Here is a 26,844-nt window from a genome sequence, read left to right on the forward strand (position 1 = left end):
CCGTGATCGCCCTTTGCGCGCCATTCGTCTGAGGGGCTGCCCGGTGACGATCACCATTCCGCAAGCACCTGCCATCGACCGTCCGCGCCGCCGCATCGGCCGGATCCCGGGCTTCGCCTATGGCGCGGTGGCGCCGACGCTGGTGATCGTGATCGCCGTGGTCGGCCTGCCGCTGGCCTACAGCCTGTATCTCAGCCTCCACCGCACCAACCCGATCACCAAGCGCTGGATCTTCGTCGGGCTCGACAACTACGCCGGCATGCTCGGCAACGCCGAGTTTTGGGCCGCGCTGGGCCGCACCGGCTATTTCGCCGCCTTCTCGGTGATCGGCACCACCGTGATCGGCATGGCCATGGCGCTGGTGCTGAACGAGCGCTTCGCCGGCCGCGGCTTCCTGCGCAGCGTCATGCTGGTGCCCTGGGCCATGGCGCCGGTCTCGGTCGGCGTGCTCTGGTCCTTCGTCTATGCCGGTGACTATGGCGCGCTGAACGGGCTGCTCAACGATCTCGGGTTGGGGTTCCTGGCCACGCCCTGGCTCGGCGACGGCTTCCGCGCGCTCAACCTGGTCGCCCTGACCCAGGTCTGGAACCAGGCGCCGTTGACCGCCCTCTTGCTGCTGGCCGGGCTGCAGTCGATGCCGGGGAACCTGCACCGGGCGGCGATGCTGGACGGCGCCGGGCCGGTCGCCCGCTTCTTCGCCATCACGCTGCCCTGGCTGAAGCCCAACCTGCTGTTCATCGCCATCATCGCCACGATCAACTCGCTGATGGCCTTCGACATCCTGTGGATCATGACCCGCGGTGGGCCGGGTGCCGCCACCACGGTCTTCGCCTGGCTCGGCTACCTCTACTCCTTCCAGTTCCTGAAGTTCGGGGAAGGGGCGGCGATCCTGTACGGCCTCACCATCCTCAGCTTCGTCCTGGCGATCCTCTACTTCCTGGTGCTCGGGCCGCGGCAGCGCCGGGCGGCCGCTGCCTCCAGCGGCATCGTCCCGGACAGCGGCCGGGTCGGGACCGGCCGGCGGCACGCCATGGTGACGCTGCCGCCCTACCGGCCGCGGCTACGGCTGCCCCGGCCGGTCGAGGCCGTCCTGGCCCGCTTCGGCTTCGCCCTTGCCGCGCTGCTGATCTTCCTGTGGTCGGCGCTGCCGGTGATCGCGCTGGTGCTGATGAGCATCACCCCGGCCTCGGACCTGATCCGGACACCGCCCACCATGATCCCCAGCGGCTTCACCCTGCAGAACTTCACCGCGGTGCTGGCGCCGGAGCTGGCGGCCGGCAACGAGACCAGCGTCCAGGCCAAGCGGGTGCCGCTGTCGCTGCTGAACAGCTTCATCGTCGGCGTGGTCGTGGTCACAATCAGCGTCGCCCTGGGCACCCTGGCCGGCTACGCCTTCGCCCGGCACGGCAAGGCCCGCTTTTTCCGGATCAGCCTGTGGGGCCTGCTGCTGACCCGGATGACGCCGGCGCTGACCCTGGTGCTGCCGTTCTTCGTCATCTTCCGGACGCTGGGGCTGATCGACACCCGCACCGGGCTGGTCATCGCCTACAGCAGCATCCTGCTGCCGCTCAGCGCCTGGATGATGAAGAGCTATTTCGAGGGCATCCCGGTCAGCCTGGACCGGGCGGCGCTGATCGACGGCTGCTCGCGGCTGAAGATGCTGTGGAAGATCCTGCTGCCGGTGGCCCGGCCGGGCATCATCGCCGCCGCGATCTTCTGCTTCCTGGTCAGCTGGAACGAGTTCCTGTTCGCGCTGATCCTGACCTCGACGCCCAACGCGCAGACCATCCCGGTGGTGCTGTCGGGCTTCCTCAGCCAGGCGCGCTTCTACGAATACGGGCCGATGTTCGCCGCCAGCGTGCTGTCGATCGCGCCGCCGGTGCTCGTCGCCTTCCTGTTCCAACGCTACCTCGTCCAGGGCGCGCTCTCCGGCGCCGTCAAGGGCTGAGCCGGGAGGCCCGCATGACCTCGATCAACATCCGCGCCGTGTCCAAGAGCTACTCCCAGCACCGGGTGCTGAAGGGGCTCGACCTCGACATCGCCGACGGCGAGTTCATCTCCTTCCTCGGCCCCTCCGGCTGCGGCAAGAGCACGCTGCTCTACTGCATCGCCGGGCTGGAGGAGATCTCGACCGGCAGCATCCTGTTCGACGGCCGCGACATCAGCGGCCTGGCGCCGCGCGACCGCAACATCGCCCTGGTGTTCCAGGACTACGCGCTCTATCCGCACATGGCGGTGCGCGACAACATGGCCTTCCCGCTGCGCCAGCAAAGGGTCGGCGCCGACGCCATCAAGCGGCAGGTCGCCTGGGCGGCGGAGCTGCTGGGGCTTGAGGAGCTGCTCGATCGGTCGCCGGCCGAGCTGTCCGGCGGCCAGCGCCAGCGCGTCGCGGTCGGCCGCGCCATCGTCCGCAACCCGGCGGCGCTGCTGATGGACGAGCCGCTGTCCAACCTCGATGCCAGCCTGCGGGTGCGGATGCGGACCGAGATCAAGCGGCTGCAGCGCGAGCTGGCGGTGACGACCATCTTCGTCACCCATGACCAGGAGGAGGCGATGGTCCTGTCGGATCGGATCGCCGTGATGCATGACGGCGTGCTGCAGCAATTCGCCGACCCGATGGCGGTGTATCGCGAGCCCGCCAACCAGTTCGTCGCCGGCTTCATCGGCAGCCCGCAGATGAACTTCCTGCCGGGCTCCGCCGTCTCCGGCGGCCAGGACGACAGCCGGGTGGTCGGCATCCGCCCGCACGATTTGACACCCTCCGCCGGGCGGGAGGACGGGGCGCTGTCCCTGACCGGGGAGCTGGCGCTGATCGAGCCCGCCGGTCCGATCCATTTCCTCGACGTCCTGATCGGCGACCGCATGGTCAAGGCCACCTGCGGCGACCCCGGGGGCTTGCGCCCCGGCGCCAGCCTGACCCTGACCGCCGCCGACCGCAGCATCCACCTGTTCGACCGCGCCAGCGGCGCCCGGGTCTGATCCCACAAGGAAGCGTGCATCCCATGGCCTTCGATCTCGTGCTCCGGAACGGTCGGGTGATCGACCCGTCGCAGGGCATCGACCGCGTCGCCGACGTCGCCTTCGCCGGCGGCAAGGTGGCGGCGGTCGGCGCCGGCCTGGATCCCGGCGGCGGCGCCGTCCGCGACCTCTCCGGCCTGATCGTGACGCCGGGGCTGATCGACCTGCACACCCATGTCTATTGGGGCGGCACCTCGCTCGGCATCGATGCCGAGGACTTCGCGCGGCAGAGCGCGGTCACCACCTGCGTCGACACCGGCAGCGCCGGGCCCGGCAACTTCCCGGGTTTCCGCAAGCATGTGATCGACCCCAGCCAGATCCGCATCCTGGTCTATCTGCACGTCTCCTTCGCCGGGATCTTCGCCTTCTCCGAGCGGGTGATGGTCGGGGAAAGCCATGACATCCGGCTGATGGCCGCGCGGGATGCCGTGGAGGTCGCCGACGCCAACCGCGACGTCATCATCGGCATCAAGGTGCGGATCGGCCGCATCGCCAGCGGCCCGGCCGGCATCGCCCCGCTCGACGTCGCCCTGCAGGTGGCGGACGAGACCGGGCTGCCGCTGATGGTCCATATCGACGAGCCGCCGCCCTCCTATGAGGCGGTGGTGGACCGGCTGCGGCCGGGCGACGTGCTGACCCATTGCTTCCGGCCCTTTCCGAACGCTCCGGTCACCCGCGACGGCAAGATCAAGCCCGAGGTGCTGGCGGCGCGGCAGCGCGGCGTGCTGTTCGACATCGGCCACGGCAAGGGGTCGTTCTCCTGGAAGACCGGCCGGGCGATGCTGGCCCAGGGCTTCAAGCCAGACACCATCTCCTCCGACGTCCATGCGCTGTGCATCAACGGCCCCGCCTATGACCAGGTGACGACGCTGTCGAAGTTCCTGGAGCTGGGCATGCCGCTCGACGAGGTCATCGCCGCCTCGACGGTGAATGCCGCCAAGGCGCTGAACCGGCCGGAGCTGGGCACACTGCGGCCGGGCAGTGTCGGCGACGCCAGCATCCTGTCGCTCAAGGACGGCGCCTTCCCGCTGGAGGACGTGCGCGGTGAAATCGTGACCGCCGACCGGCGGATCTTCGCCGAGGGCGTGGTGGTCAACGGGCGCTGGTGGCACCCGGCGGAAGGAACGAAGTGATGCAGCGCGACGACATCGAGACCTTCGCCAACCACATCGGCGGGCGCTGGGAGGCGGAGCCGGAATGGATGCCGGCGACCAACCCGGCCACCGGCGAGCCGATCGGCCGGCTGCCGCGCAGCAGCCGCGAGACGGCGCGGCGTGCCATCGCCGCCGCGCGGGCGGCGCAGCCCGGCTGGGCCGCGACGCCGGTGTGGCAGCGGGCCAAGGCCTGCCTCGCCATCGCCGCCCAGATCGACGCCGCCCGCGACCGCATCGCCCGCACCCTGAGCCTGGAGCAGGGCAAGCCGTTCAAGGAGGCCCATGGCGAGGTCGGCAAGGCGGCGGACGGGTTCCGGCTGGCGGCCGAACTGGTCAAGCAGCTGGGCGGCGAGACGCTGCCGGCGGAGGACCCGGGCAAGCTGGTGCTGACCCTGCGCCAGCCGCGCGGCGTCTACGCCGTGATTACGCCCTGGAACTTCCCGGTCAACATCCCGGTCGAATACCTCGCCCCCGGCATCGCCACCGGCAACACCATCGTCTGGGTGCCGGCGCCGACCACATCGATGGCCGCGGTCGAGCTGATGCGGGTGATCGAGGAGGCGGGGCTGCCGCCCGGCGTGGTCAACCTGGTGATCGGGGAGGGGGCGGTGGTCGGCGACGAGATCGTCGCCCACCCTGATACCAACGGCATCGGCTTCACCGGCAGCCCGGCCACCGGTCAGCGCATCGCTGAGCGCGGCGCCGGCAAGCCGATGCTGCTGGAGCTGGGCGGCAACGGGCCGGTGCTGGTGTTCGCGGACGCCGATCTCGACCGTGCTGCCGTGGCCGCCGCCGGCGGCGCCTTCTTCAACGCCGGCCAGGTCTGCGCCGCCACCGGCCGGGTCCTGGCCCATCGCAGCATCGTCGAGCCGCTGGCGCAGCGGCTGGTCGAGATCGCCCGGTCGCACAAGCTCGGCGACCCACTGCAGCAGGGCACGACCATGGGGCCGCTGAACAACCCCAAGGTCGCGGCCAAGGTGCGCGAGCATGTCGACGACGCCGTCGCCCGCGGCGCCACGGTGCTGGCCGGCGGCAAGCCGCGTCCGGACCTGGGCAGCGACCTGTTCTTCGAGCCGACCGTGATCACCGGGGTCACCCGTGACATGCGGATCAACCGGGAGGAGACGTTCGGCCCGGTGGTGCCGGTGCTGGCCTTCGACGACGATGCCGAGGCGCTGGACCTGGCGCTGGACACCGAACACGGGCTCAGCGTCGGCCTGTTCACCGCCGACCTGGACCGGGCGCTGCGCTTCGGCGAGGCGATCCCGGCCGGTATCGTCAACGTCAACGCCGGCAGCACCTATTGGGAGCTGCACCTGCCCTTCGGCGGCGGCTCCGGCACCAAGAGCGGCATCGGCCGGCTCGGCGGCCGCCATACGCTCGAGGCGATGACCGAACTCAAGATGATCTCGATCACCCGGACCGGGAAATGACCACAACCACACCTTCATCCGCCGTCGCGGCGCGGCTGCTGGCCGACCTCGTCGAGCTACTGCTGCCGGGCGATGCCGACTGGCCCTCCGGCGGGACAGTCGGCGTCCAGTCGACCCTGGCGATCCGCCTGGTCGAGGAGCGCGGCGAGCCGGACCTGACCCGGCTGGCCCAGGCGATCCTGAAGGCGGGCGGCCCGTTCGCCGATCATCCGGAGGAGCGGCGCATCGCTATCGCCCGGGCCTTGGAGGCGGCGGAGCCGGAGCTGTTCGGCTGGGTCCGCGACGCCGCCTACTTCGCCTATTACGAAAGCCCCTATGTGGTCGCGGTGATCAACGCCCAGGGCCATCCGTACCGGCTGCGGCCGCATGTGAAGGGCTATCCGCTGCAGCGTTTCGACCCGGCACGCGACGCGCCGAAGCATGGCCGCGGCCGCTGGCAGGCGACCGGGGACGTGCGCCCGGTCGACATTTCCACCCTCGATCTCGACAACGACCGCACGCAAGCCTGGGGCCTGAAGCGATGACCAAGCCATCCTGCGACGTCCTGATCATCGGCGCCGGCGCCACCGGCTCGCTCGCCGCCGTGGTGCTGGCCCAGGCCGGGCTGAGCGTGGTCTGCCTCGAACAGGGCTCCTGGGTCGAGGCCGGCGACCATCCGCATTACAGCTCCGACTGGTCATGGCAGCGAAAGACCCGGTGGAACGCCGACGTCAACCGCCGCCACCATCCGGACGACTATCCGGTGGTCTCCGACAGCTCGCAGGTGCTGATGTGGAACGGCGTCGGCGGGTCGACCAATGTCTACGGCGCGATCTGGCCGCGCTATCGCCCGTCCGATTTCCGCAAGGGCGACGAGCACGGGCTGCAGCCGAACTGGCCGATCGCCTATGAGGATATCGCCCCGTTCTACGAGGTGGCGGACCGCATGATCGGCGTCAGCGGCCTGGCCGGCGACCCGGCGATGCCGCCGCGCGATTCCTGCCCGACCGGGCCACTGCCCTTCACCAAGGCGGCGCACCGCCTGTCCCAGGCCTTCGACCATCTCGGCTGGCACTGGTGGCCGGCCGAGGCCGGGGTGATCTCCGAGGACTATGATGGCCGGCCGGGCTGCAATGGCTGCGGCATCTGCAACGGCTGCCCGCGCGGGTCGATGAGCAAGTATTCGCTGTCGATCTGGCCCAAGGCCCTGTCGGCCGGGACCGAGCTGCGCATCCACGCCCGGGTGCTGCGGATCGAGAAGGGCAGGGACGGGCGGGCCACCGGCGCGGTCTACATCGACCGCGAGACCGGCCGCACCGAGTTCCAGCCGGCCGAGATCGTGGTCGTCGCCGCCAACGGCGTCGGCACGCCGCGGCTGCTGCTGGCGTCGGACAACCTCGCCAACCAGTCGGACCAGGTCGGCCGCAACCTGCTGCACCACACGCTGGTGGGTGCCGAGATCTGGGTCGACGAGCCGATCGACGGCCATATGGGCTATGTCGCCTCGCTGATCAGCCGGCAATTCGCCGAGACCGATGTCAGCCGCGGCTTCGTCAACGGCTTCAACTTCAACTGCCTGACCAGCACCTCCGCCGCCGCCGAGGTCGCCGCCGGCTGGATCACCGAGACCCGGGCGCCCTGGGGCCGCGACCACCACCGCTGGTTCGAGCGCCATTTCGGCCACGGCATCGGCGTCTACGCCATCGGCGACGACCTGCCGAACCCGGAGAACCGCGTCGCCCTCGACCCGGTGAAGCGCGACGCTGACGGCATCCCGGTCGCGACCATGCATTACGCGCCGGGTGAGAACGACCGGCGGATGATGAACTACATGCTCGACCGGCTGGTCGACATCGGCAGCGCCGCCGGCGCCTTCGAGGTCAAGCTGCAGGACTACCGCGACAAGGACGGCGTCTACCGCACTCCGGCCTGGCACATGATCGGCACCTGCCGCATGGGCAGCGACCCCGAGACCTCCGTGGTCAACAAATGGCAGCAGAGCTGGGACGTGCCGAACCTCTTCATCGTCGACGGCAGCGTCCTGGCCACCGGCGGCGTGGTCAACCCGACCCCGACGATCTCGGCCCTGGCCTTGCGGGCGGCGACCCATATCCGCGACAATTTCCGCGAGCTGAAGGGCGCGACCCGACCGATGGCGGCCTAGGCCCGAGCCTCAAGGAGTCTGATCGACGCTGCAGCTGCCGCCGGCCGAGCCGGGCATGCGCGAGGAGGAGGTCGACACCCGGCCCTGATCCTTGACCTCGACGCCTTCGAGGCCAATCTCGACGATATGGCTGGGCTGGCGGCGCAGGCCGGGGTGAAGCTGCGGCCGCACGCCAAGACCCACAAATCGCCGGTGAGCGCCCATCTGCAGCTGGCGCGCGGCGCGGTCGGCCAATGCACCCAGAAGGTGGCGGAGGCCGAGGTGCTGGCTTGGGGCGGCGTGCCGGACATCCTGGTCAGCAACAAGGTGGTGTCTCCGCGCAAGCTGGCGCGGCTGGGGGCGCTGACCCGGATCGCGCGGATCGCCGTCCTGGTCGTGATCGATGTCGGCACCGGCCGCTGCGGCGTGGCGCCGGGGGAGGCGGCGGTGGCGCTGGCCCGGCGCATCGCCGCCAGCCGGCACCTCGCCTTCGGCGGGCTGCAGGCGTATCACGGCCGGGCCCAGCACCGCCGGTCGCCGGAGGAGCGCGCCGCCGCCATCGCCGAAGCGGCACAGGCGGCCGGTCGAACGGTGGAGGGCTTGCGCCGGGCCGGCCTTGACTGCCCGATCGTCGGCGGTGCCGGCACCGGCACCTTCGCGCTGGAGGCGGTGAGTGGCGTCTTCACCGAGCTGCAGGTCGGCTCCTACGCCTTCATGGATGCGGACTATGCCCGCAACGACCCGCCGCCGCCCTTCCGCCACGCGCTGTTCGTGCTGGCGGCGGTGATGAGCGTGCCGCGCGACGGTGCCGCCGTGGTCGATGCCGGCCACAAGGCGCTGCCGACCGACAGCGGCATGCGCCTGGTCTGGGGCCGCGACGGCATACGCTACGAGGGTCCGTCGGACGAACATGGCCGGCTGGTGCTCGAGCCCGGCGCCGCCCGGCCGAAGCTCGGCGAGCGGCTGCGCCTGGTGCCGGGCCATTGTGACCCGACCGTCGACCGCTACGGCTGGTATGTCGGCATCCGCAACGGCAGGGCCGAGTGCCTGTGGCCCGTCGCCGCCCGCGGCACCATGGCTTGAACGGTATGTCTTCCGGTCTCGTCAAATCCACCGTCACGATGGCGTGCACGATCGCACGTCGCGTACATGAGCGTAGGTGGTTGCGTGTCCCCGATTTGAACTGCGAGAGCGACGGTGAAATCGCGAGCATGGCTTGCAAAAGCAACCACCGGCAGCGTGGAATAGCAATCTGTCGCATCGGTGAGAATCCCCAGCGGCGATCACCATCGCCAGCGGGCGGATCATAGGGCTATGGCGAAGACGTAGTTCTCATCTTCATCCACCAGGGGTCGCCAAGGCTTATTTCCCTCGCGACATCAGCACCTCGGCAGAAGCCGTTCCCATGCGCACCGGAGCGCCGGATCGGTCCCGTTCTGGCAGCTCCTGTGCGAGGTCAGGCGTAGCGTTTGGCGCGATCCTCGTGGGCAAACCATCCGTGAAGGGCGGAAAGCGGAAGTCCGAAGTCGGTGCCATCAGTGGTACGCAATAAACCCATTGTTGTATTTTCATCCTTTGAATAGGCCAGTGGCCGCAGTGGAGCATACAAATTGATGGTGCTGGGCGGGGCGGACGGGATTGCAGACCCGCCGCAGATGCTTACTCTAAGAACATTCGCATGGACCCGGTGAGATTCCGGGTGGCTATTCCGGCCGCTGATCCGCCGGACAACGCTAAGACGCAGTGGCGACGGTCAGATCGATTGTGCTCTCGATCGAGGGCGCGATGAGAATGAACCCGTTCACCGGATGCATCTGATGCGGCCCAGCGAGAGTGCTCGCTTCTGCGATTGGGTTGCTTCGCAACCGGCGTCGATGACGCTATATCAGAACAAGATCCGGAAGTGTAGATAGAGATCAGAGTATCCGTCTTCAGGATATTGTGACCACTCTCCTGATTTCTTGCGATCCCACTGCCGGGCTCGGCCTTGCCGCAGTCTATTCAGATATTTGCTCCCTCAAAGCAGTGGAGGAGAAATGCCAAGCCGTAGCCAATTGTTCTGCATCGTCTGTGGTGGAGCGGATGTTGTCGGACTGATTCAGCTCATCTCCGTGCCTGTCATCTGCACCCAGCTTTGGCGTAGCGCCAGTGAGGCCAGGAAGGTCGCCAGAGCAGACATCGATCTGGTCGGATGCCGCGGATGCGGACACGTCTTCAACGCGGTTTTCGATCCGGCTCGGATCACATATGAGGCGAACTACGAAAATTCGTTGATGGCGTCGCCACGCTATCGGCAATTCACAGACGCCATCATCGAGCGGCTCTTCGCCGCCTATGATCTGAAAGGCCGTACGGTCGTGGAGATCGGCTGTGGCCGGGGCGAGTTCCGGCACATACTATGCCAGCGGGGGATCCGCACCGGGATTGGCTTCGAACCCAGCCGCCCCAGTGAAACCGTCTCCGTTGACGGGGCCATGATGAGATTCATCAGCTCTGTCTTCGACCCGGCTCTGGCGCCGCATGCCGATGCCGTCTGCACTCGTCACGTGCTGGAGCACCTGCCCCGCCCCGTGGATCTGCTCCGTGCCATCCGCAAGGCCTACGCTTCATGCCCGGCCCAGGTTTTATTCATCGAGGTTCCGAACGGCGGCTTCATGCTGGATCAACTCGGTATCTGGGAGTTCCTCTATGAGGAGCTGTCCTATTTCACCCCCTCGTCGCTCGCCAATATGTTGAGGCTGGCAGGTTTGGGTATCGAACGGATCGAGCCCGCGTTCGGGGGGTATTTGCTGATCGCGGAGGCGATCTGTGGGCCACACGATGCGCGCCATCCTGCGTCTTCGCCCGCGGTGGCTGAGAATTTTCACACGTTTGGCGCCCGCTACACTGCGACCGTCACGGCCTGGCGTGAGTGGATGGACCTCGCCCGGCGACAAGGAAAGCGCCTGGCGCTCTGGGGAGGTGGGTCGAAAGGGATCACCTTCCTGAACCTGCTGGATCGGAATGGTCAGCATGTCGTCCAGCACGTCATTGACATCAATCCACTGAAGACGGGAACCTTTACGGCCGGTACTGGCCATCAGATCGTGCCACCAGCGGCCCTGAAGGACAGTCCGCCCGATGCGATCCTGCTGATGAACCCGGAATACGAAACAGAGGTGCGTCGAGCCCTGCGCGACCTGAATATCGCCGTGCAGCTGATTCCCGTGTCGGGATACCTGCCGCCGCCGGCTACAGCATGATGGTCAAATAGCCGCCTGGTGCAGCGGCGTTCTGAGTGCTCTCTGACGCCGACGAAGCCGCCATCCGAGCGGTGAGCGTCTGCTACTGCGGTGCGGTCCGCGAGGCGCTGTTGGTGCTGTGGGAGGCATCTGGCCGCCTCTGCTCGAGCGCTTGAAGCCGTTGATCCCGGTGCTGCTGCCGGCACTCGATCGGCACGGCCGGCTCGATCTGGACGGCGAGCTGCTGATCGTCAGCGCGGCGACGAAATCCCTACCGATTCCAACCGCACTGGCTCTCCCAGTTGCGGTTGCCGTCGCGCCGCGTCAGCCGCTCCGGGCGCTTCTCGTCCAACGCCGCGCGGGTCTTCGCCGTCACCTCAATCCCCATCGGCCGCCGGGCAGCGAACCCGATCATCTCGGCAGCAGATCGGTCTCGGCGCTGTTCTTCATCAGCACGCGCAGGGCCATGATGTCCCCGGTCATCTTCGGTTTCTCGGTCCAGGTTGGTGTCGGCAACCCTCTGTCGAGAACTTGATTGTCGCGAGCCGATAAGAATTTCCCGATAGCAATCGACCGTAATCATTGGGACGTGCCCGGAGATGGGCACAGGTGTGGGCCCTCGGGGCACGTCCTCATTGCGGCAACTCGAGCGACAGGTGTTAGAATTTGGAGCTTCTCGGCCACAGCGCTTCTGAATTATACTTCTGATACAGGCTCTCCAACTCTGCTCCGAAATATTCCAGTATGCTCCGCCGGCAGCAGGCAGCTTTCTGTAACCGCATCTCGCAGACGACGCTGATATGGATTTGAGGAGATGGATGATCACGCGCTTGCGCCCCGGATGAATGGAGGGCTGCCGAGAAGGTGGATTTCCTGACGTCGTACCAGGATAGGCAGCATTCGGATCACGGTGAGATGCCGCCGAGCATTTTCATGCCGGTCGCCGAGATATTCGGTTTGGTCATCCACTTGGGCGAGTGATGGCAATCGTCCTGCCGTTGAATGGACATTTTGCTGGCGCCAAGTGACGGGCGCCGATGATCTCGGGGGACTCGATGGTCGCGATTGGTCATGGAAGAAGCGTCTCGGCCACGGCAGCGATTGAGCAGTGTCGCGCGGCGGTGGGCGATATGGTCCCCCACCTCCTCCTGGTCTTCTGTGGCGGCAAGCACGACGGCACCGAGATCGTGAAGGCACTTCGGGCCGCTTTCGGCGAAGATGTGCCGATCGTGGGCGGTTCGGCTGCCGGCGTCATCTGGCGGGACGGCCTCGGCTATAGCGGGTTGGAGGTGGGGCTCATCGCCTTCGGCGAGGGCGAATTCCTGCCCGAAGTCGTGGTCAACCGGGATTTGCTGCAGGGCGAGTATGCCGCGGGCCTTGCGCTTGGGCAGCAGCTCAGGGAGAGAGCGGCGGAGGACGCAGTCACCCTGCTATTCTACGACAGCGTCGCCAACCAGTCACCGCTCCGTCTTCATCCGGCGAGCGATCTCGTCGCGGGCATACAATCGGGGCTCGCGGGACATCGGATTCGCCTGATCGGCGGCGGAACTTTGACCGACATGAATCTGTCTGACGCCTGGGTGCTCGACGGCAGGAGCGTTGCCAAGCATGCCGCCGTCGCCCTCGTCTTCCCGCCGGAACTGAAGGACGAAACCGTCATCCTGCATGGCTGTCGACCGGTGAGCACTTTCATGGAGATCACGCGCATCGAAGGGGCAGAGGTCTTCGAACTCGACGGCCGCTCCGCATTGGGCGTGATCGAACAGATGCTGGGCGTCACCCTCGGTAACACGTCGTCGCAGGACCTGTCGTTGATCGCAACGCTGGGCGAGAAGCAAGGCGACCCCTACGCTCCCTACGACGAAAACAGCTATGTCAATCGCCTGATCCTGCGGGCCAATCGGACCACAGGCTCGATCACCTTGTTCGAGAAGGACTTCCATCTCGGCACGCGAGTTCAGATCATGTCCCGAGACAACGCGCTCATGCTCGACAGTGTCCGGAGCGGGATCAGCAAGATCAACCACGCACAAAGCGGCGGACAGCCACTTCTGGCGATTTATATCGATTGTGCCGGCCGCGCCAGTGCTCGCAGCGGCGCCGCGGTCGAAGAGGCACGGCTGGTGGCAGACGGCCTCAGCCCGACGATCCCGTTCCTTGGATTCTACTCAGGCGTCGAGATCGCACCCTTCAACGGCTACAGCCGTCCTCTCGACTGGACGGGTCTGTTGACTGTGCTGTCCGCCCGATGATCACCGGTTCGCGGGGAGCCGTCGGCGTTTCGCCCGGTCAATTGGAGCGCGAGCTCGCCTACTATCAGCGGGAATGCAACGATCTCGGCGCCCGCCTGCTGCGATTGCAGGAAGAGCAGAGCCAAGCCTTTCGCGAGGCGAGGCGTAGCCGAACGTTGGCCAAGCTGATCCGCGAGGCCCACCGTCTTGCCGACACCGTGATCGGAGCGGAGGATCTCGGTGACCGGATCTTGGAGATCGTCATCGACAACTCGATGTGCGATCGCGCAGCTCTTCTAGTCGAGGAGGTTCCTGGGAGCCGCGTCTTCCGCGTGACACATGCGATCGGGTTGCGCGAGAAGGCAGCATCGCCGATCACGCTTCCGAGCGTGCCTGAGTTTTTCTTCACCACCGCCCAGAGTCGCATCGAGCCACCGGCATATGAGCTCACCGGCATCCTGCAACTGCCCTATGTGCTCTGGGCGTATGACCGGACGACCGGCCATGCCCTCATGATCGGCAACCGGTCCGAGGCGAATGTGAGCCGCGCTTTCGAGGCCGGCGACCAGGAGCTCATCGAGGGCGGCCTCTCGGTCTTTATCGACGTGCTGGCGCGCAAGCAGGCGGAGCAGGAACTGCGGCGGGCGATGCATGCGGCAGAGCAGGCCGACGAGGCGAAGGCCGCCTTTCTCGCGACGCTCAGCCATGAATTGCGGACTCCACTGAACGCCATCATCGGCCTAGCCGACATTATGTCCTCGAAGCGATCCTCCGCCCTGACTGAGGAACGGTCCGGCACATATGCGGCCGAAATTGCCAGCTCGGGGCGTCACCTTCTCCGCCTCATCAACGATATTCTGGACTATTCGAGCATCGCCCGGGGACATCTGGCCATCCAGCCCGAGTGGATCCGCCTGGAACATGCCGTGGGAGGCGCCATCCGGGCGGCACAAGGGATGGCGGAGGAACGAGGCATTACTCTGTCGGTGTCGCCCATCGATCCCGCCTTCGGGCTTCTCGTCGACTCGGTCCGCTTCCGCCAGATCCTCGACAACCTGATCGGCAACGCGATCAAGTTCACGCCGCCGGACGGCCAGATCGCTGTCGATATCGAGTTCGGAGCGGAAAGCTCGATCCAAATCTCGGTCAGTGACACCGGGATCGGCATGCGATCCGAGGACATCGCGATCGCGATGGAGCCGTTTCGTCAGCTCGATAACGCTCTGACCCGCAAGATCGCGGGCACTGGATTGGGCCTGCCGATCACAAAGGGCCTTGTCGAGGCCCATGGCGGTGCCGTCATGATCGAGAGCGAGCCCGGCCGGGGAACGACCGTCCGCATCGTCTTTCCAGCTTCGCTGGGAAGCCCGGGGCGAGCGGGGAGACCGACGGCAAAGCGCTGAACCGGACTGTCAGCGTGGCCATGTCGGTATGGCGCCCCTGGGGGTCGCAGTTAAGGTCGCGAGGTTCTCGTCGATGGCGCGGAACAGGCCCCAGGTCTCGCCGTAGTTCAACGGAAAGCCCGGGCACCCGGCGTCGACGTCCTTCTGCCGAGCATGGATGTAGTCAGTCCAGAGCTTGGTCGACGGGCGGCGATGATGGAAGTCGTGGCAGGGCGCGTCCCCGACCAAAACGATGATGCGGACCAGCAACTGGACCGTGAGCATGTTCAGCCACCACAGGCTCCAGGCGGCGAAGCCCGATGGCGACCACGCCTGCTCTCTCGGCGGGACGACGCCAGGGAATACGCCCGCGGTCGCCAGACAAATGAACTCCTTGTCCCGGGCAACGATCAACTCCGGTGCGGGAAAGCGGTGCTCGCACAGAATCCGCCCGATCGTCGCCCATTGCAGGAGGACGGTCAGCGGCAGGAACCAGATGAGGAGATAGGCGAGAAAATGGCCGGCGATAGCCGAAACCGCCGCTGGCAGCACCAGGGCAGCCACGGCCACCGCATTGTGTTCCCGGTCGTGTGAACGCATTGCGGCGCCCATTCGGCGGAGCAGGAATCGGAGATGGAATCCGGGCGAAAAGACAACATTGACCAGCACACGCCGCCACAGCTCGCGTTTCGAGAGCTCCGGCTCGAGACGGCACATCCCGAGGACGAAGTCGGCGAACTCATCCTCCTCCGTCAGCAGCTTGCGGGCGCTGTGGTGATACATGTGCTCCTTTCGATAGTGATCGAAATGCTTGAACAGGAAGAGGGCCGAGACCAGCCGTCCAACCAGCCGGTTGCGCTCCCAGGTGCGAAACACGGTGCCATGGCCGCAGTGGTGGAACACCACAACCTGGAAAATCCCGAGGCCGGAAGTGGTGAGCGTCAGAGAGACGAACAGGAGAAGGTCGGCCTGGATCGTCGGAGCCAAGGTCGCGAGCACGCCGGCCGTGAGCCCCGCCACGATCAAAAGACAGCCCTGATGCACGAAGTGTGTCGGGGAACGCACGATCTCCTTCTCGTCCGGCGCCGGCCTGGCGGTCAGCCATGACAGGAAAGGCTGGATGACGGCGGGCAATCGCGCTGCCATCTCCTGGCGAGGATCGCGTCGCACGGTGACCGAGGCTTCCCGCGCACCAGTATCGTCGATTTCGGCAGCAAGGCCAGACATGGAACGCTCCCCTCCGCATCGCCGTGGCAGTGATTTATCATCAGCTTTAGAAGGATCGTAGGTCGGTTCAAAGGATCAAAATTGCCTAAAAAGTAGCCTTATACTCATGGGATTGCGAAGGCCACAGTGCGTCCCGGTATAAATGGGACTTCCCGTGCAGGATGTGACGTATTCTTTGGATTGATCGGCCATCGATCGCCGGAGTGACGGTTATCAAACGGTCAACGATCCTCCCGCCGACCCTGCCTCGGCGCCTATGACGCGGGTGTACCGGTCACCCCTTCGGCTGACCCTACGCGTGATCTGGCGGCCTGTTGTCGGCAAGGGTCAGGCTTCCCTTCGGGTATCCACCAATTGGGTGGATACCCGAAGGGAAGAAGGTGAAGTCGACGGGATCGGCGCGTCGGCGTTGGGTCCGAGAAGAGAAGCGGTTGCTCCTGGAGGGGGCGCGTGCTCCTGGCGCGTGGGCTTCGGAGGTGGCGCGCCGGCGCCGGGTGAATGCAAACCGGCTGTTCACCGAACTGTGCCTGTTCGCCAAGAGCTGGAGACGGGCAGGTTCGTCTGGCCGCCAATCGTGCGGGGGCCGTTGCTGCTGATCCAGCCCGCGACGCAATCCATAGCCTCGGCGCCGGCGAGGTCTCTCTGCCGCGTTGTATCCTGATTTCTCAAGGTGGACCATCGACGCAAGCCACTGCCGCACCGTCAGCAGCTTTGGGTCACTATCGCCAGCGGCGTTGACCAGATATTGGCCGCTGGTTCCCGATAACGCCTCGAAGCAGCGGGACTTGACCGGAGCTAATCGAAGTTACTTGAGCCCCCTCAAGGTCGTCTGGAGGTCGTTGCTTGCCAAATCCGTGATTTCAACGCGATTGCGGCCGCGCGCCTTGGCGAGGTACAGCGCCCGGTCGGCAACCCGCATCAATGCGTCCAGGCTGAGATCACTGGCCAAAGCCACTGCCCCCCCAATGCTAACGGTCAACGGAACGACACTCTCTCCGGTGGGATTGAATTCCCGCTCTGCGAGGTTGCGTCGCACCCGCTCCGCGGTGGCGGCGACCTCGTCGAATCCGGCTCCGATCATGACCACAGCGAACTCCTCGCCACCTAGGCGGGCAACGAGATCGGCCGGCCGAACCTCAAGGCGCAGCCTTTCTCCCAGCAGCTCTAGCGCGGTGTCGCCTGCTTGATGGCCGAACCGGTCGTTGACGATCTTGAAGCTGTCGACGTCGATCATGAGCAAGGCGACATTCGTCGGTTGCTTTCCCCCCAGAACTCCTTCCATGTGACGGATGAAGTAGCGTCGATTATAGAGACCGGTTAACGGGTCGGTCAGTGCCATCTTCAGTGCCCCGTCAAGCGCGCTGCGCAACCGTTCCTGATAGAGCTTGCGCCGGATCTGGTTGCGCGCCCGAACGCGGAACTCGTTCGGGTTGAATGGCCGGGAGATCCAGTCGTTCACGCCGAGATCGAAACCCCGCAGGACCAGGTCCCGATGATCGACCTCGGCGATCAGGAGCAGGGGAATGTCGCGGCTGGCCACATTGGCCCGCAATCGCGACGCCAGGCGGAGCGGCTCGACATTCGGCATCGAGAGATTGATGACGATCAGGCTCAACTCCTGGACCGCACTGATGGCAATGGCCTCCTCCTCGCTGGAGGCCCGCACAGCCAGGATCCCGTCCTCGGCTAGGGCGCTTTCCACGCTCGCGGCGCCGAGATCCCAGTCATCGACGATCAGGGCGCTGGCCCCGCTCACCTCGACTCTGCCGAGCGGTTCGGAGACTAGCCCCAGGGCTCGAGTCGTCTCATGTCGAGTTCGCCATTCATCGAAGAGCTGCTTGAGACGAACTAGGCCTTTGATCCTGGCGAGGAATGTCTCCGTGTCGATAGGTCGGGTGAGGAAATCGTCGGCTCCGCATTCGAGTCCGCGAAGCTTGTCGGCGCTGCCATTGAGCGCGGTAACCATGACGACTGGAATGTGCATGGTGCGCTCGTCCGCTTTCAGACGGCGGCAGGTCTCATATCCATCCAATTCAGGCATCATCACGTCAAGAACAATGACGTCAGGATGCCAGCTTTGTGCAAGCTCGATCGCGCCGGCGCCGCTGTCCGCTGTAATGACGGTATAGTACTGATCCGAAGCGATTACGCTCAAGATGTGGGCGTTTGCCTCAATGTCATCAACAATTAGTACTTGCGCTGTCATGAGTTCAACTCAATTCCACGCTTAAACGATACTTATATCTCTTATGCTCGACGGACACTGGGTTGGTGCGGGTTCGTCACCCGGCTCGCTGACACCCACAAACAATATCATGCTAGATCGGGATCATACATAGGGATGCAGCTATCTCGTGACTGGCCGTACAATTGTCGGTCTCGTACAGGATCGTTAGGTGTGTCTGCGTCGGGTCCGCATATTGTGTTATGCCAAATGAAATTTGCCTGGGCGCTAGGTAATTTTTTCGGAAGCGCATCAATCTCTCGATCGTCGCGCGCGTGTTTATACAGGCCAACAGCCGGTAGGGAGACGCAGTCCGCCTTCTGCATCCCGCTGATGGGGGGCATCGTGGCCCAGGCTCTGCCGGTCGCGACCCCTCGCGTCGCCGCGGGACCTACTGACGCTGGAGGGCCTGTCGGTTTGGGAAGGTTTCGGTCTGGCTGGGCTCGGGATCGCTGTCGCGGCGGTGATGGACGTCCACAACCGTTTGTCCCGCATCAAAGCTGGTCCGCCCGGCCATTCCAAAGATCGCGGACGGATGGCGGTGATCCATCGGGTCATGCACCACCTCCAAGGCTGGTCGATATCGGTCGCTTGCAACAGAAGGAGTACCCCGATCCGCGAAATGGATAAGTCAACAGCCGAATTCCGAGCTTCAGTGATTTTGCTAGTCGAGAGGAATATCGCCATCAACATTTGAAATGGCGACGATAATGGGCCAATCCGCGAATTTCCAGATACTGAATCCGCTCGAACCTCGGACGCGGAACGTCACAATTGGTGGAAGCCGCACCAGCATCCGCCTGGAGCAGCAGTTCTGGCGCGGGCTGGAGGAGATCGTGATGCGAGAGGGCATCTCCGTGAACGCCCTTGTCGGGCGGATCCGCGCTTCCCAGCGAAGTGACGGCAGTCTGTCCAGCGCGGTCCGCGTGTTCATCCAGGCCTACTTTTTCGCATTGGCCCACAAGCGCCGCCCGACAGTCCCTAGGGGCTACGCTTGAAGGCGACCACCTGAGGGATCGCTGCAGGGCATCCGTGGGTCGGGTTCTAAGTCGATCCTCCCGCCATGCGGTTGGTGCTGTCGGCAGAGGAGAAGTGCCGGATCCAGGCGCTCGACCGCACTCAGCCGGACTTGGCGATGGAGCCTGGGCACCGGGACCATGACCAACGACCATATCCGCCACGGCACGACAACGCTGTTCGCCGCCCTCAACATGCTCGATGGCGCCGTGATCGGCCGTAACATGCGGCGCGACCGGTATCAGGGGTTCATCCTCTTCCTCAACGTCGTCGAGGCTGCGGTACGAGCCGGTAAGATCGTCCATGCCATCATGGACAACTATGCCGCTCAAAAAGCACCCCACGGCGCGGCAATGGCTCCAACATCATCCGCGCTGGCCTTCCACTTCGCCCCGACCTCGGCTCCTGGCTTAACGCGGTCGAAGGCTTCTTCGCCGAGTTCGCCAAGAGGTGCCTGAAGCGCGGGGTGTTCCGATCCCCCGCCGATCTCCAGGCCGCCGTCGATCGCTTCATCGCCTAGCACAACGCGCCGAAGCCCTTCCCCTGGCGCGCCGATCCGGACGCCATCATCGCCGCCAGAGACGTGGCGCGGCTGGATCGTGTCCGGCGTGAGAGCCTAGCCTCCGACAGTTGCGGACCCGGACCTGGCCTGGCACGGCGCTCGAAGGGACGTGCCGCGGCAGCGCCGAGATCCATGGGGGCTTCTTTCCGCGGCGGCTCCGAAGGCCGTGCAGGCTTCGCGACAAGCTGTGGTCGCTGACATCGGTGGTCGGAATCTAGCCAGTCATCGGCTGCCGGTCGGAGTGATGCGACAATTAGACCTGAATCATGAATCGAAAAAGATAATAATCCGCTGCAGCTCTTGGCTGAGGAAAAAATATATGCCGCCTCGCTTCGTCAAGATTTTATTCAACATAAGAGCATAAATAGTTATTCGACGAAAATTGCGCTCATTCTTAATTCATTTGCAGAGGGGTTCTGAACTTCGTTTGTTGACGGGCGCCGCTAAGTGATTCGCAAGGAGAATGATCGCAATGATCATCAATGGAACGAACAGTATCGACGATCTATGGGGCTCGATGGGGGCAGATACGATCACCGGCCTGGAAGGCGGCGATCATATCTATGGCCAGGACGGAAACGACAGGATCGATGGTGGCGCCGGTAAGGACTATCTGACGGGCGAGGACGGTAACGATACGATTTTCGGCGGCAGCGAAACCGATCATCTGGTCGGTGCGAAGGGCGATGATTATCTGAACGGCGGCGCCGGTCAGGACTACATCGAAGGCGGCGCCGGCGCCGACGTCATGGATGGCGGCGACACGGGCACTCTGAACTATCTCAGCTACCGCAACTCTCCCGCCGGCGTCGCCATCGACCTGGCCGCCCATACGGCCAACGGCGGCGAAGCGACCGGCGACCGCTTCTCCAACTTCCAGAACATCGACGGCAGCGCCCACAACGACACCCTGACCGGAAACAGCGGTACCAACATGCTGTATGGCGGGGCGGGCAACGACACGCTCAGCAGCGGAGCCGACTACGACTATCTCTACGGCCAGGATGGCAACGACATCATGCGTGGTGGCGCAGGGTCGACCTATATCGGTGACACCTTCGACGGTGGCAACGGCATCGATGCGGTGACCTATACCGACAGCAACGTCGGCGTAACGGTCAACCTCGCGACCGGTAAGGGTTCAGGCGGGGACGCTGCGAACGACGTCTACACCTCGGTGGAAAATGTCGCCGGTTCTGCCGGCCGGGACACCCTCGTCGGCAATGGCGGGGCGAATGTGCTTGACGGCTGGGCCGGCGCCGACGTGCTGACCGGTGGGGGAGGCGCCGACCGGTTCAGCTTCTCGTCGATCCAGCATATGACCTTTAGCGAGCCCGACACGATCCGCGACTTCAGCCGGGCCCAGGGCGACAAGATCGGTCTGTCGGCGATCGACGCCAACACGGGGGTGGCGGGCAACCAGGCCTTCACCTTCATCGGGACGGCCCCCTATAGCCACCACGCGGGGGAATTGCGCTATGCCGATCACGGCGACGGACATCCGGCGATCGCCGGGGACGTGAACGGCGACGGCTTGTCCGACTTCCATATCGAACTGTATGGAACGTCGAATCTGTCAGCCTCGGACTTCGTGCTCTGATCCGGAGGAAACCCACCGCTCAACGGTGGCCGGACGGAGAGGCTTTCCTTCGCTAAAAACGTCATCGGGGGCCGGCTGTCTGCCGGCCCCCGATACCAGAAATAGCGGAGCGATGTCGCACGCTTGAATTCAGATCTCCAAACGATCTGAGCGCCGTCTCAATGGGGCTGTTCACAAGGGGAACGTGCCTCGCCTGGACGGCCGCCCGACTTCGCGATGGCCGCGGATGTCGGCTCGTCGACAGCGGCACTGTCACGGCCGACGGTGTGACGATTGCTGTTTTGTGACCCAGAGAATTGAATGTGAGGCCGGATAAATACCGCTGAAGGCGGGGCGCGCAGCGGCCGAACTCGCGCGGTCCCGCAATACTCGCGGCGCCCGCTCGCATCAGCCATGGCGAGAGGTACCGAAGCCATCGAAGGCTGGGTGCTGGAGTAGCGGGGGAAAGTGGTAGCGCGCTGATCGGCAGATGGGCTCGCCTCCCTCCTAGGATGGGTTGCGGGTGGGCGGCACCGCCGGAAGTGCATCTAGGTCGAAGCAGGCCATGGTGACTAGGATCTCACTCGGGAATTGAAGGGGCTGGGCGTCTCCCGCTGATCAGCCTCGCGGCTCCCCCACATGGGGCCGGGCAGGCAGTCATCCGCACGGAAGCAGTCTGCTCGGTCCTATGCCCAACCGATCCCGCCGGCAGGCCGCAATTCAGGCGGGCAGGGAGGTCAGATGAAGTCTCCGGGCGATCGCCATGCGAGGCTCGGCCGAGGGGCGAGAGGGGCTTACAGCCCGGCCGCCCGCCAGGCGGTCGCGACACTGCTCATCCTGGCCGGGTGCGGCTGTCTCGTCGCGGAAGGGTTCGCAAGCCGCCGGGCCGAAGCTGCTCCTCTCGCCGAGATCATCGGCGGTCCGCGGATGTCCGTCGCGACGGCTTCGCCGTCACGATCCGCGCCCGCGGTCCCGGGTGCCGCCGTTCCGGCTCCGGGGGTGGGAGCGGAATTCCGCCTGCCGGACAAGGCTTCCGCCGAGCTGCGCCGCCTGGCGCGCGACGCCGCCGCCGGACAGGCGGACGCCGAGAACGATCTCGGCACATTCTTCGCCCTCGGCATCGAGGTGCCGCGAAGTTTCGAGCACGCCGCCTATTGGTACCGGCGGGCCGCCGACCAGGGCGTCGCCGGCGCTTCCTACAATCTCGGGGTGCTGCTGGAGCGGGGGCTCGGCGTGCCGCGCGATTCCGAGGCGGCGGTGGCCCGCTTCCGCAGCGCCGCAGCGGCCGGACATGGCGGTGCGCTGAACGCCCTGGGCCTCGCTTACCTCAACGGTTCCGGCATGGTGCGCGATCCGGCGGAGGCACTGGTCTGGTTTCTACGAGCCAGCAAGGCCGGCAATCCACGCGGCGCCTATAACGTGGGCCGACTCTACGAGAGCGGTGAACTCGGGACGTCCGATCCCCGGACCGCCGCCGGCTGGTACGGCGTCGCGGCCGATGCCGGAGACGAGCAGGCAAAAGAGGCGCTGGCGAAGCTGCAGGCGCTCGCCGGCGTCAATGCCTCCCCCGCCCCGCGCATCGGGTTTGTCGGCTTGGTTCTTGGACCGAACCTGCTCGCATTGGGTCGGGCCGGCACGACCGGTGACGACCCGGACCGGATTCTGGACGGCTTGGCCGAACAGCTGGCGGCATCGGCGCCGCGGAGCCATGCCCAGGCCGGAATGGCATCTGGGGTGGGCGTCTCCGGAGCAAAGCCTGCAGCGATGCCGGAACCGCCGGTCACGCCTGCCGGAATCGCCGAGATCCAGCGGTTGCTGAAGCAGATGAATCTCGACGTCGGTCGGATCGACGGCCGGATGGGGCGTAGGACGCGATCCGCCATCGCCTCGTTCCAACGGGGCCACGACCTGCCGGTGACGCGCCGGCCCTCGGCGACGCTGCTGGAGGCTCTTCGCGCCGCCACGCTCGTCGCCCAGAGCGAGTGACTGGATAAGATCCAGCCCGCCGACAGCCTTGACGAGGATCGCTACGCTGATCGATCGCCGATGCCTTCGTCCCAGGAGCCCTCACTCGTCGACCGACGTGCCCCACCAGCGGCCCCGGGTCTTCTGATAGTCCGGCTCCGGATCGTAGACCTTGACCGGCAGGCCCATGTCCTGGGCCGTCAGGGTGCCAACGGCGTTACGCAACTGGTAACCGGCGACCACCTCGTTGCGCCGAGCCTGCACCAGGTTGAGCTGGGCGTTGAGCAGGTTCTGCTGCTCGGTCAGCACGTCGAGGACGGTGCGCGACCCGACCTGGGCTTCCTGCTGCAGGCCTTCCACAGCCAGCTGCTCGGCCTCGACCGCGGCCTGGAACGACTTGATCGCCGCCCGGGCCGTCACCAGCGCCTGCCAGGACTGGACTGCGCCCTGGATCGCCGTGCGGCGCTGTGATTCGATCTGGATCCGCCGCTGGCCATGTGTGTACCGGGCCTGACGCACCAGCGATTCCTGGTTGCCCTGCGAGTACAGCGGGATGGTCAGCTGGGCCACGATCGCCGCGGAATCGACACGCGACTGCGCCCCTCCGCTCGATCGCGGATGGGAGATCGTCGAATACTGCCGCTGGATCCGCGCCTGCACGTCGATCGACGGCAGCAGCGCGCCGAACTGCAGGTCGATGTTGTCGGCCGCGGCGCGCTCGGTGAAAACTGCCGCGACGATGCCCGGATAGTTCGCCTGGGCCTGCTGGATCGCGGCCTGCATCGAGGACGGCAGGCCGGCCGGCACCGTCGGCGTCTTCAGCGTTCCCGGCGGCTGGCCGATGAAGCGCTCGAAGGTTGCGCGGCTGGTGCGAAGGGTGCCTTCGGCCTCGATCCGGCCGGCGACAGCACTGGCCAGGCTGGCCTCGGACTGGCTGAGGTCGGTGCTGGTCACCTCGCCGACATTGAGTCGGTCCTGGGTCGCTTGTAGCTGACGGCGCAGCACCGCCTCGTTGCTGCGCTGCACGTCGAGCGCCGACTGGGCCTGGACCACATCGGCATAGGCGGTGGCGGCGTCCAGCAGCACAGTCTGCTCGGTGGTCTGTACGACCGCGCGGGTTGCCATCACCGTGTTCTCGGCCTGGTTCACCGACGCCTGGGTTCGGCCGCCATTGTAGATGTTCTGGGTGACCGTGATGCCAAGCGTTGCCGGGTTGACCTCGTGCCAGTATCCCTCCCGGCCGCCGGAATCCAGGGGATCACCTCTCTTCCCGCTGGGCTGCAGCTGGGAGATCAGGCCGGTGGCCTGGACGGCATCCGAGGTCGTGTTGGTGAACTGGCTCTCGATGCTGGCATCGGCGGTGATTTGCGGCCGGTAGCCGGATAGGGCCTGGGCGACGCCTTCGTTGACTGCCCTCAGATTGGCGATGTCGGCAGCGAGGTCCGGGTTGGTGGCATAGGCCGATGCCAGCGCCTCAGTCATCGACTGTGCCGAAGCTGAGGCCGTGCCCAACATCAGCGCGGCGGACAGCACCGCGGTGGAGAGTCCGAACCGTCCATATCGTGTCATCAGCAATACACCGCAGTCATGAGGCCATCCTGCCCATGAGGTGTCGATTCCAGGGTGATCACGAGGGAAGCCGAGCAGCTCGTGGACGAGCATCTCCGGGACGAAATGGTTCTCTGATCCCGGGAGGTTCGAGGCTGGACGGCGCCGGCATCCCGGCGCCGTCGTCGTGCCGAGAGGCTACAGAACGAAGTCGCTTGCGCTCAGCGACGGCACAGCCGCTCCGATCTCGAAATCGGCATGCCCGTCCCCGTTGATGTCACCGCTGACAATCCCGCCGGCAAAGCGCAGCTCCCCGGCATGGCCGCTGAAGGCGGCGGCGCCGATGAAGCTGAAGGCCTGATTGCCGGACACGCCGGCGGCGGCATCGATGTAGGACAGATCGATCTTGTCCTGCCCGGCGGTGAAGTCAGTGATCACGTCGCGATTGGCGCCGACCGCGGAATCGCCCGGGGTGATGAAACGGTAGGTGTCCACCGCGTCCCCGCCTGTGAGGATGTCCTTGCCGGCGCCGCCGTCCAGGAGATCCTTCCCAAGGCCGCCGCTGAGGATGTCATCGCCGCCGAGCCCGACCAGGGCATTGTTCCCGTCATTGCCGACGAGGCGGTTGGCGCCGGCATTGCCGATGGCGGTCAGGCCCCACAGCCCGAAGAACTGCACGTTCTCGACGTTCTGCACCGTGCTATCCAGGATCGTCGAGTAGCAGGTCACAACCCAGTCGTTGCCTTCGCCCGCCTTCTCGTTCACCACGTCGCTGCGGTTGTCGATGTAGTAGACATCGTCGCCCACGCCTCCCGTCATGACATCGGCGCCGCTGTTGCCGACGAGCGTATCGTTGCCATCGCCCCCTTTCAGGGCGTCGTTCTCGGCTCCGCCGCGGATGAGGTCGTTGCCGGCACCGCCGTCGAGGCAGTCCGTTCCGGCGCCGCCGTCGATGGTGTCATTGTCGGCGCCGCCGTCGATCTCGTCGATCCCATCGCCGCCGAGGATGATGTCGCGGCCGCCATCGCCGAACAGACGGTCGTCGCCGAGGCTGCCGGAGATCGCGTCGTCGCCCGCGTCGCCGTGGGCCTTGTCATTGCCAGCGCCGCCGTCGATCGTGTCCTTGCCGTCGCCGCCCTCGAGGATGTCCTGGTCGAGGCCACCGCCGAGGACGTCGTTGCCGGCGCCCCCCAGGATCAGGTCATCGCCTTCGTAGCCGCTCAGCAGATCGGTGCCCGCGCCTCCATCCAGCCTATCGTTGCCAGCATCGCCGACGATGATGTCCAGCCCGTCGCCGCCAGTGATGATGTCGTCGCCTAGGCCACCATAGATCGTGTCGTCGTCATTGCCGCCGTCGATCACGTCACGGCCGTCGCCGCCGTCTATGAGATCGTCGCCGTTCTCGCCAAACAGATGATCATCGCCTGCATTGCCGTTGAGCCGGTCCGCATCGTCGCCGCCGCGGAGCCGATCGGTGCCGTCACCGCCGTTCAGGAGGTCGAGCCCCGTGCCACCCCAAAGGACGTCGTCGCCGGCGTCGCCATAGAGGATGTCGTTTCCGCTGTCGCCGTTCAGGCCATCGGCGTCGCCGCCGCCCCAGATGCGGTCATCGCCGGTCCCGCCATTGAGCGTATCCGCGCCCATACCGCCATACAGTAAGTCATTGCCATCGTCGCCATCGATCCGGTCGTCGCCGCTGCCCCCGTCCAGCGTGTCGTTGCCGCCGCCGCCATTCAGGGTATCGGTGTCGTCGCCACCGTATAGCGTGTCCTTGCCGTCGCCACCGTCGAGATTGTCCAGGCCAGCACCACCGGACAGTGTGTCATCGCCTCCGTTGCCGTGGACGAAATCATCGCCATCGTTGCCCGCCAATATGTCGTTTCCGTCGAGACCGGAGACGATGTCGTTTCCGGCCAATGCGTCAATAGTGTCGGATCCGTTCGACCCCGTGATCACGTCGTCGCCTGATGTCGGGAAGGTTGCCATCGTTTCCTCATGGATTGAAATAAGAGCGGCGCATTTGGCTAAGAAAGAAGACCAATGCCGCGGTACTAAAGATCTCAGATCCGAATGGCGGCCTAGCCCTGAGATCAAATCGATTGCAATTTGCTCAAATAATCACGGAATTAGTCCATTTATCAGTTCGGACGTATGATGACAT

At 65.5% G+C, this 26,844-nt stretch carries 18 protein-coding genes, 1 pseudogene and 1 other annotated feature; of the genes and pseudogenes, 15 read left to right on the forward strand and 4 right to left on the reverse strand.

Annotation, left to right across the window (positions count from 1 at the left end):
* Positions 1-43: 43 nt before the first annotated feature.
* The 11 genes from AB4112_RS24700 (at position 44) to AB4112_RS24750 (ending at position 14,582) form a co-directional block, all read left to right on the forward strand.
* Positions 44-1,948 (forward strand): ABC transporter permease, encoded by a 1,905-nt coding sequence (locus AB4112_RS24700; protein ID WP_309792182.1) that lies wholly within the window; start codon positions 44-46, stop codon positions 1,946-1,948.
* Between the two features lie 14 nt (positions 1,949-1,962).
* Positions 1,963-2,979, forward strand: a complete 1,017-nt coding sequence (locus AB4112_RS24705; protein WP_309792183.1) for an ABC transporter ATP-binding protein — start codon at positions 1,963-1,965, stop codon at positions 2,977-2,979.
* 23 nt (positions 2,980-3,002) lie between these two features.
* Positions 3,003-4,151: an amidohydrolase/deacetylase family metallohydrolase gene (locus AB4112_RS24710; protein WP_441723557.1), complete on the forward strand. Its 1,149-nt coding sequence runs from the start codon at positions 3,003-3,005 to the stop codon at positions 4,149-4,151.
* Complete coding sequence (locus AB4112_RS24715; RefSeq protein ID WP_441723559.1) at positions 4,151-5,605, forward strand: aldehyde dehydrogenase family protein; 1,455 nt, start codon at positions 4,151-4,153, stop codon at positions 5,603-5,605. The genes AB4112_RS24710 and AB4112_RS24715 overlap by 1 nt, the downstream gene beginning before the upstream one ends.
* A complete protein-coding gene (locus AB4112_RS24720) occupies positions 5,602-6,129 on the forward strand; it encodes a hypothetical protein (protein ID WP_309792186.1) in 528 nt (175 codons plus the stop codon). The genes AB4112_RS24715 and AB4112_RS24720 overlap by 4 nt, the downstream gene beginning before the upstream one ends.
* On the forward strand, positions 6,126-7,748 hold the full coding sequence (locus AB4112_RS24725; RefSeq protein ID WP_441723562.1) for a GMC family oxidoreductase: 1,623 nt from the start codon (positions 6,126-6,128) through the stop codon (positions 7,746-7,748). The genes AB4112_RS24720 and AB4112_RS24725 overlap by 4 nt, the downstream gene beginning before the upstream one ends.
* An 84-nt stretch (positions 7,749-7,832) precedes the next feature.
* The gene (locus tag AB4112_RS24730) at positions 7,833-8,810 is read left to right on the forward strand and encodes a DSD1 family PLP-dependent enzyme (RefSeq protein ID WP_441723599.1); all 978 of its coding nucleotides are present in this window, start codon (positions 7,833-7,835) and stop codon (positions 8,808-8,810) included.
* 594 nt (positions 8,811-9,404) lie between these two features.
* Positions 9,405-9,460, forward strand: a sequence feature (sul1 is cis-regulatory element that is thought to sense ions involved in sulfur or methionine metabolism; They are found in Alphaproteobacteria).
* 303 nt (positions 9,461-9,763) lie between these two features.
* Positions 9,764-10,969: a class I SAM-dependent methyltransferase gene (locus AB4112_RS24735; protein ID WP_441723564.1), complete on the forward strand. Its 1,206-nt coding sequence runs from the start codon at positions 9,764-9,766 to the stop codon at positions 10,967-10,969.
* A 151-nt stretch (positions 10,970-11,120) separates the two neighbouring features.
* Entirely contained in the window at positions 11,121-11,483 is a 363-nt protein-coding gene (locus AB4112_RS24740) for a hypothetical protein (protein WP_441723566.1), read from the forward strand.
* Positions 11,484-12,003: 520 nt separating this feature from the next.
* Complete coding sequence (locus tag AB4112_RS24745; RefSeq protein WP_309792191.1) at positions 12,004-13,200, forward strand: FIST signal transduction protein; 1,197 nt, start codon at positions 12,004-12,006, stop codon at positions 13,198-13,200.
* Positions 13,197-14,582, forward strand: a complete 1,386-nt coding sequence (locus tag AB4112_RS24750) for a sensor histidine kinase (protein WP_309792192.1) — start codon at positions 13,197-13,199, stop codon at positions 14,580-14,582. Before AB4112_RS24745 ends, AB4112_RS24750 begins: the two co-directional genes overlap by 4 nt.
* 9 nt (positions 14,583-14,591) lie before the next feature.
* On the opposite strand, the gene AB4112_RS24755 is transcribed toward AB4112_RS24750, so the two are convergent.
* Together AB4112_RS24755 and AB4112_RS24760 are read right to left on the reverse strand one after the other, a co-directional pair.
* On the reverse strand, positions 14,592-15,788 hold the full coding sequence (locus AB4112_RS24755; RefSeq protein WP_309792193.1) for a fatty acid desaturase: 1,197 nt from the start codon (positions 15,786-15,788) through the stop codon (positions 14,592-14,594).
* Between the two features lie 805 nt (positions 15,789-16,593).
* Positions 16,594-17,994, reverse strand: a complete 1,401-nt coding sequence (locus AB4112_RS24760) for a PleD family two-component system response regulator (protein ID WP_309792194.1) — start codon at positions 17,992-17,994, stop codon at positions 16,594-16,596.
* A gap of 728 nt (positions 17,995-18,722) precedes the next feature.
* Here AB4112_RS24760 and AB4112_RS24765 point away from each other — a divergent pair.
* The 4 genes and pseudogenes from AB4112_RS24765 (at position 18,723) to AB4112_RS24780 (ending at position 23,156) form a co-directional block, all read left to right on the forward strand.
* Positions 18,723-19,010 (forward strand): ribbon-helix-helix domain-containing protein, encoded by a 288-nt coding sequence (locus AB4112_RS24765; protein WP_309792195.1) that lies wholly within the window; start codon positions 18,723-18,725, stop codon positions 19,008-19,010.
* Positions 19,011-19,060: 50 nt separating this feature from the next.
* Positions 19,061-19,546 (forward strand): annotated as a pseudogene (locus AB4112_RS24770) (IS630 family transposase); the annotation flags it as partial.
* Between the two features lie 517 nt (positions 19,547-20,063).
* Positions 20,064-21,191 (forward strand): calcium-binding protein, encoded by a 1,128-nt coding sequence (locus AB4112_RS24775; RefSeq protein ID WP_309792196.1) that lies wholly within the window; start codon positions 20,064-20,066, stop codon positions 21,189-21,191.
* Positions 21,192-21,911: 720 nt separating this feature from the next.
* Positions 21,912-23,156: a peptidoglycan-binding protein gene (locus AB4112_RS24780; protein WP_441723570.1), complete on the forward strand. Its 1,245-nt coding sequence runs from the start codon at positions 21,912-21,914 to the stop codon at positions 23,154-23,156.
* Between the two features lie 81 nt (positions 23,157-23,237).
* Here the strand turns inward: AB4112_RS24780 and AB4112_RS24785 are convergent, their stop codons facing one another.
* Complete coding sequence (locus AB4112_RS24785) at positions 23,238-24,704, reverse strand: TolC family outer membrane protein (RefSeq protein ID WP_309792198.1); 1,467 nt, start codon at positions 24,702-24,704, stop codon at positions 23,238-23,240.
* Between the two features lie 177 nt (positions 24,705-24,881).
* Positions 24,882-26,669 (reverse strand): calcium-binding protein, encoded by a 1,788-nt coding sequence (locus AB4112_RS24790; RefSeq protein ID WP_309792199.1) that lies wholly within the window; start codon positions 26,667-26,669, stop codon positions 24,882-24,884.
* Positions 26,670-26,844 lie beyond the last annotated feature (175 nt).

It is taken from the genome of Inquilinus sp. 2KB_23, assembly GCF_052115705.1.
Taxonomy (GTDB): Bacteria; Pseudomonadota; Alphaproteobacteria; order DSM-16000; family Inquilinaceae; genus Inquilinus; species Inquilinus ginsengisoli_A.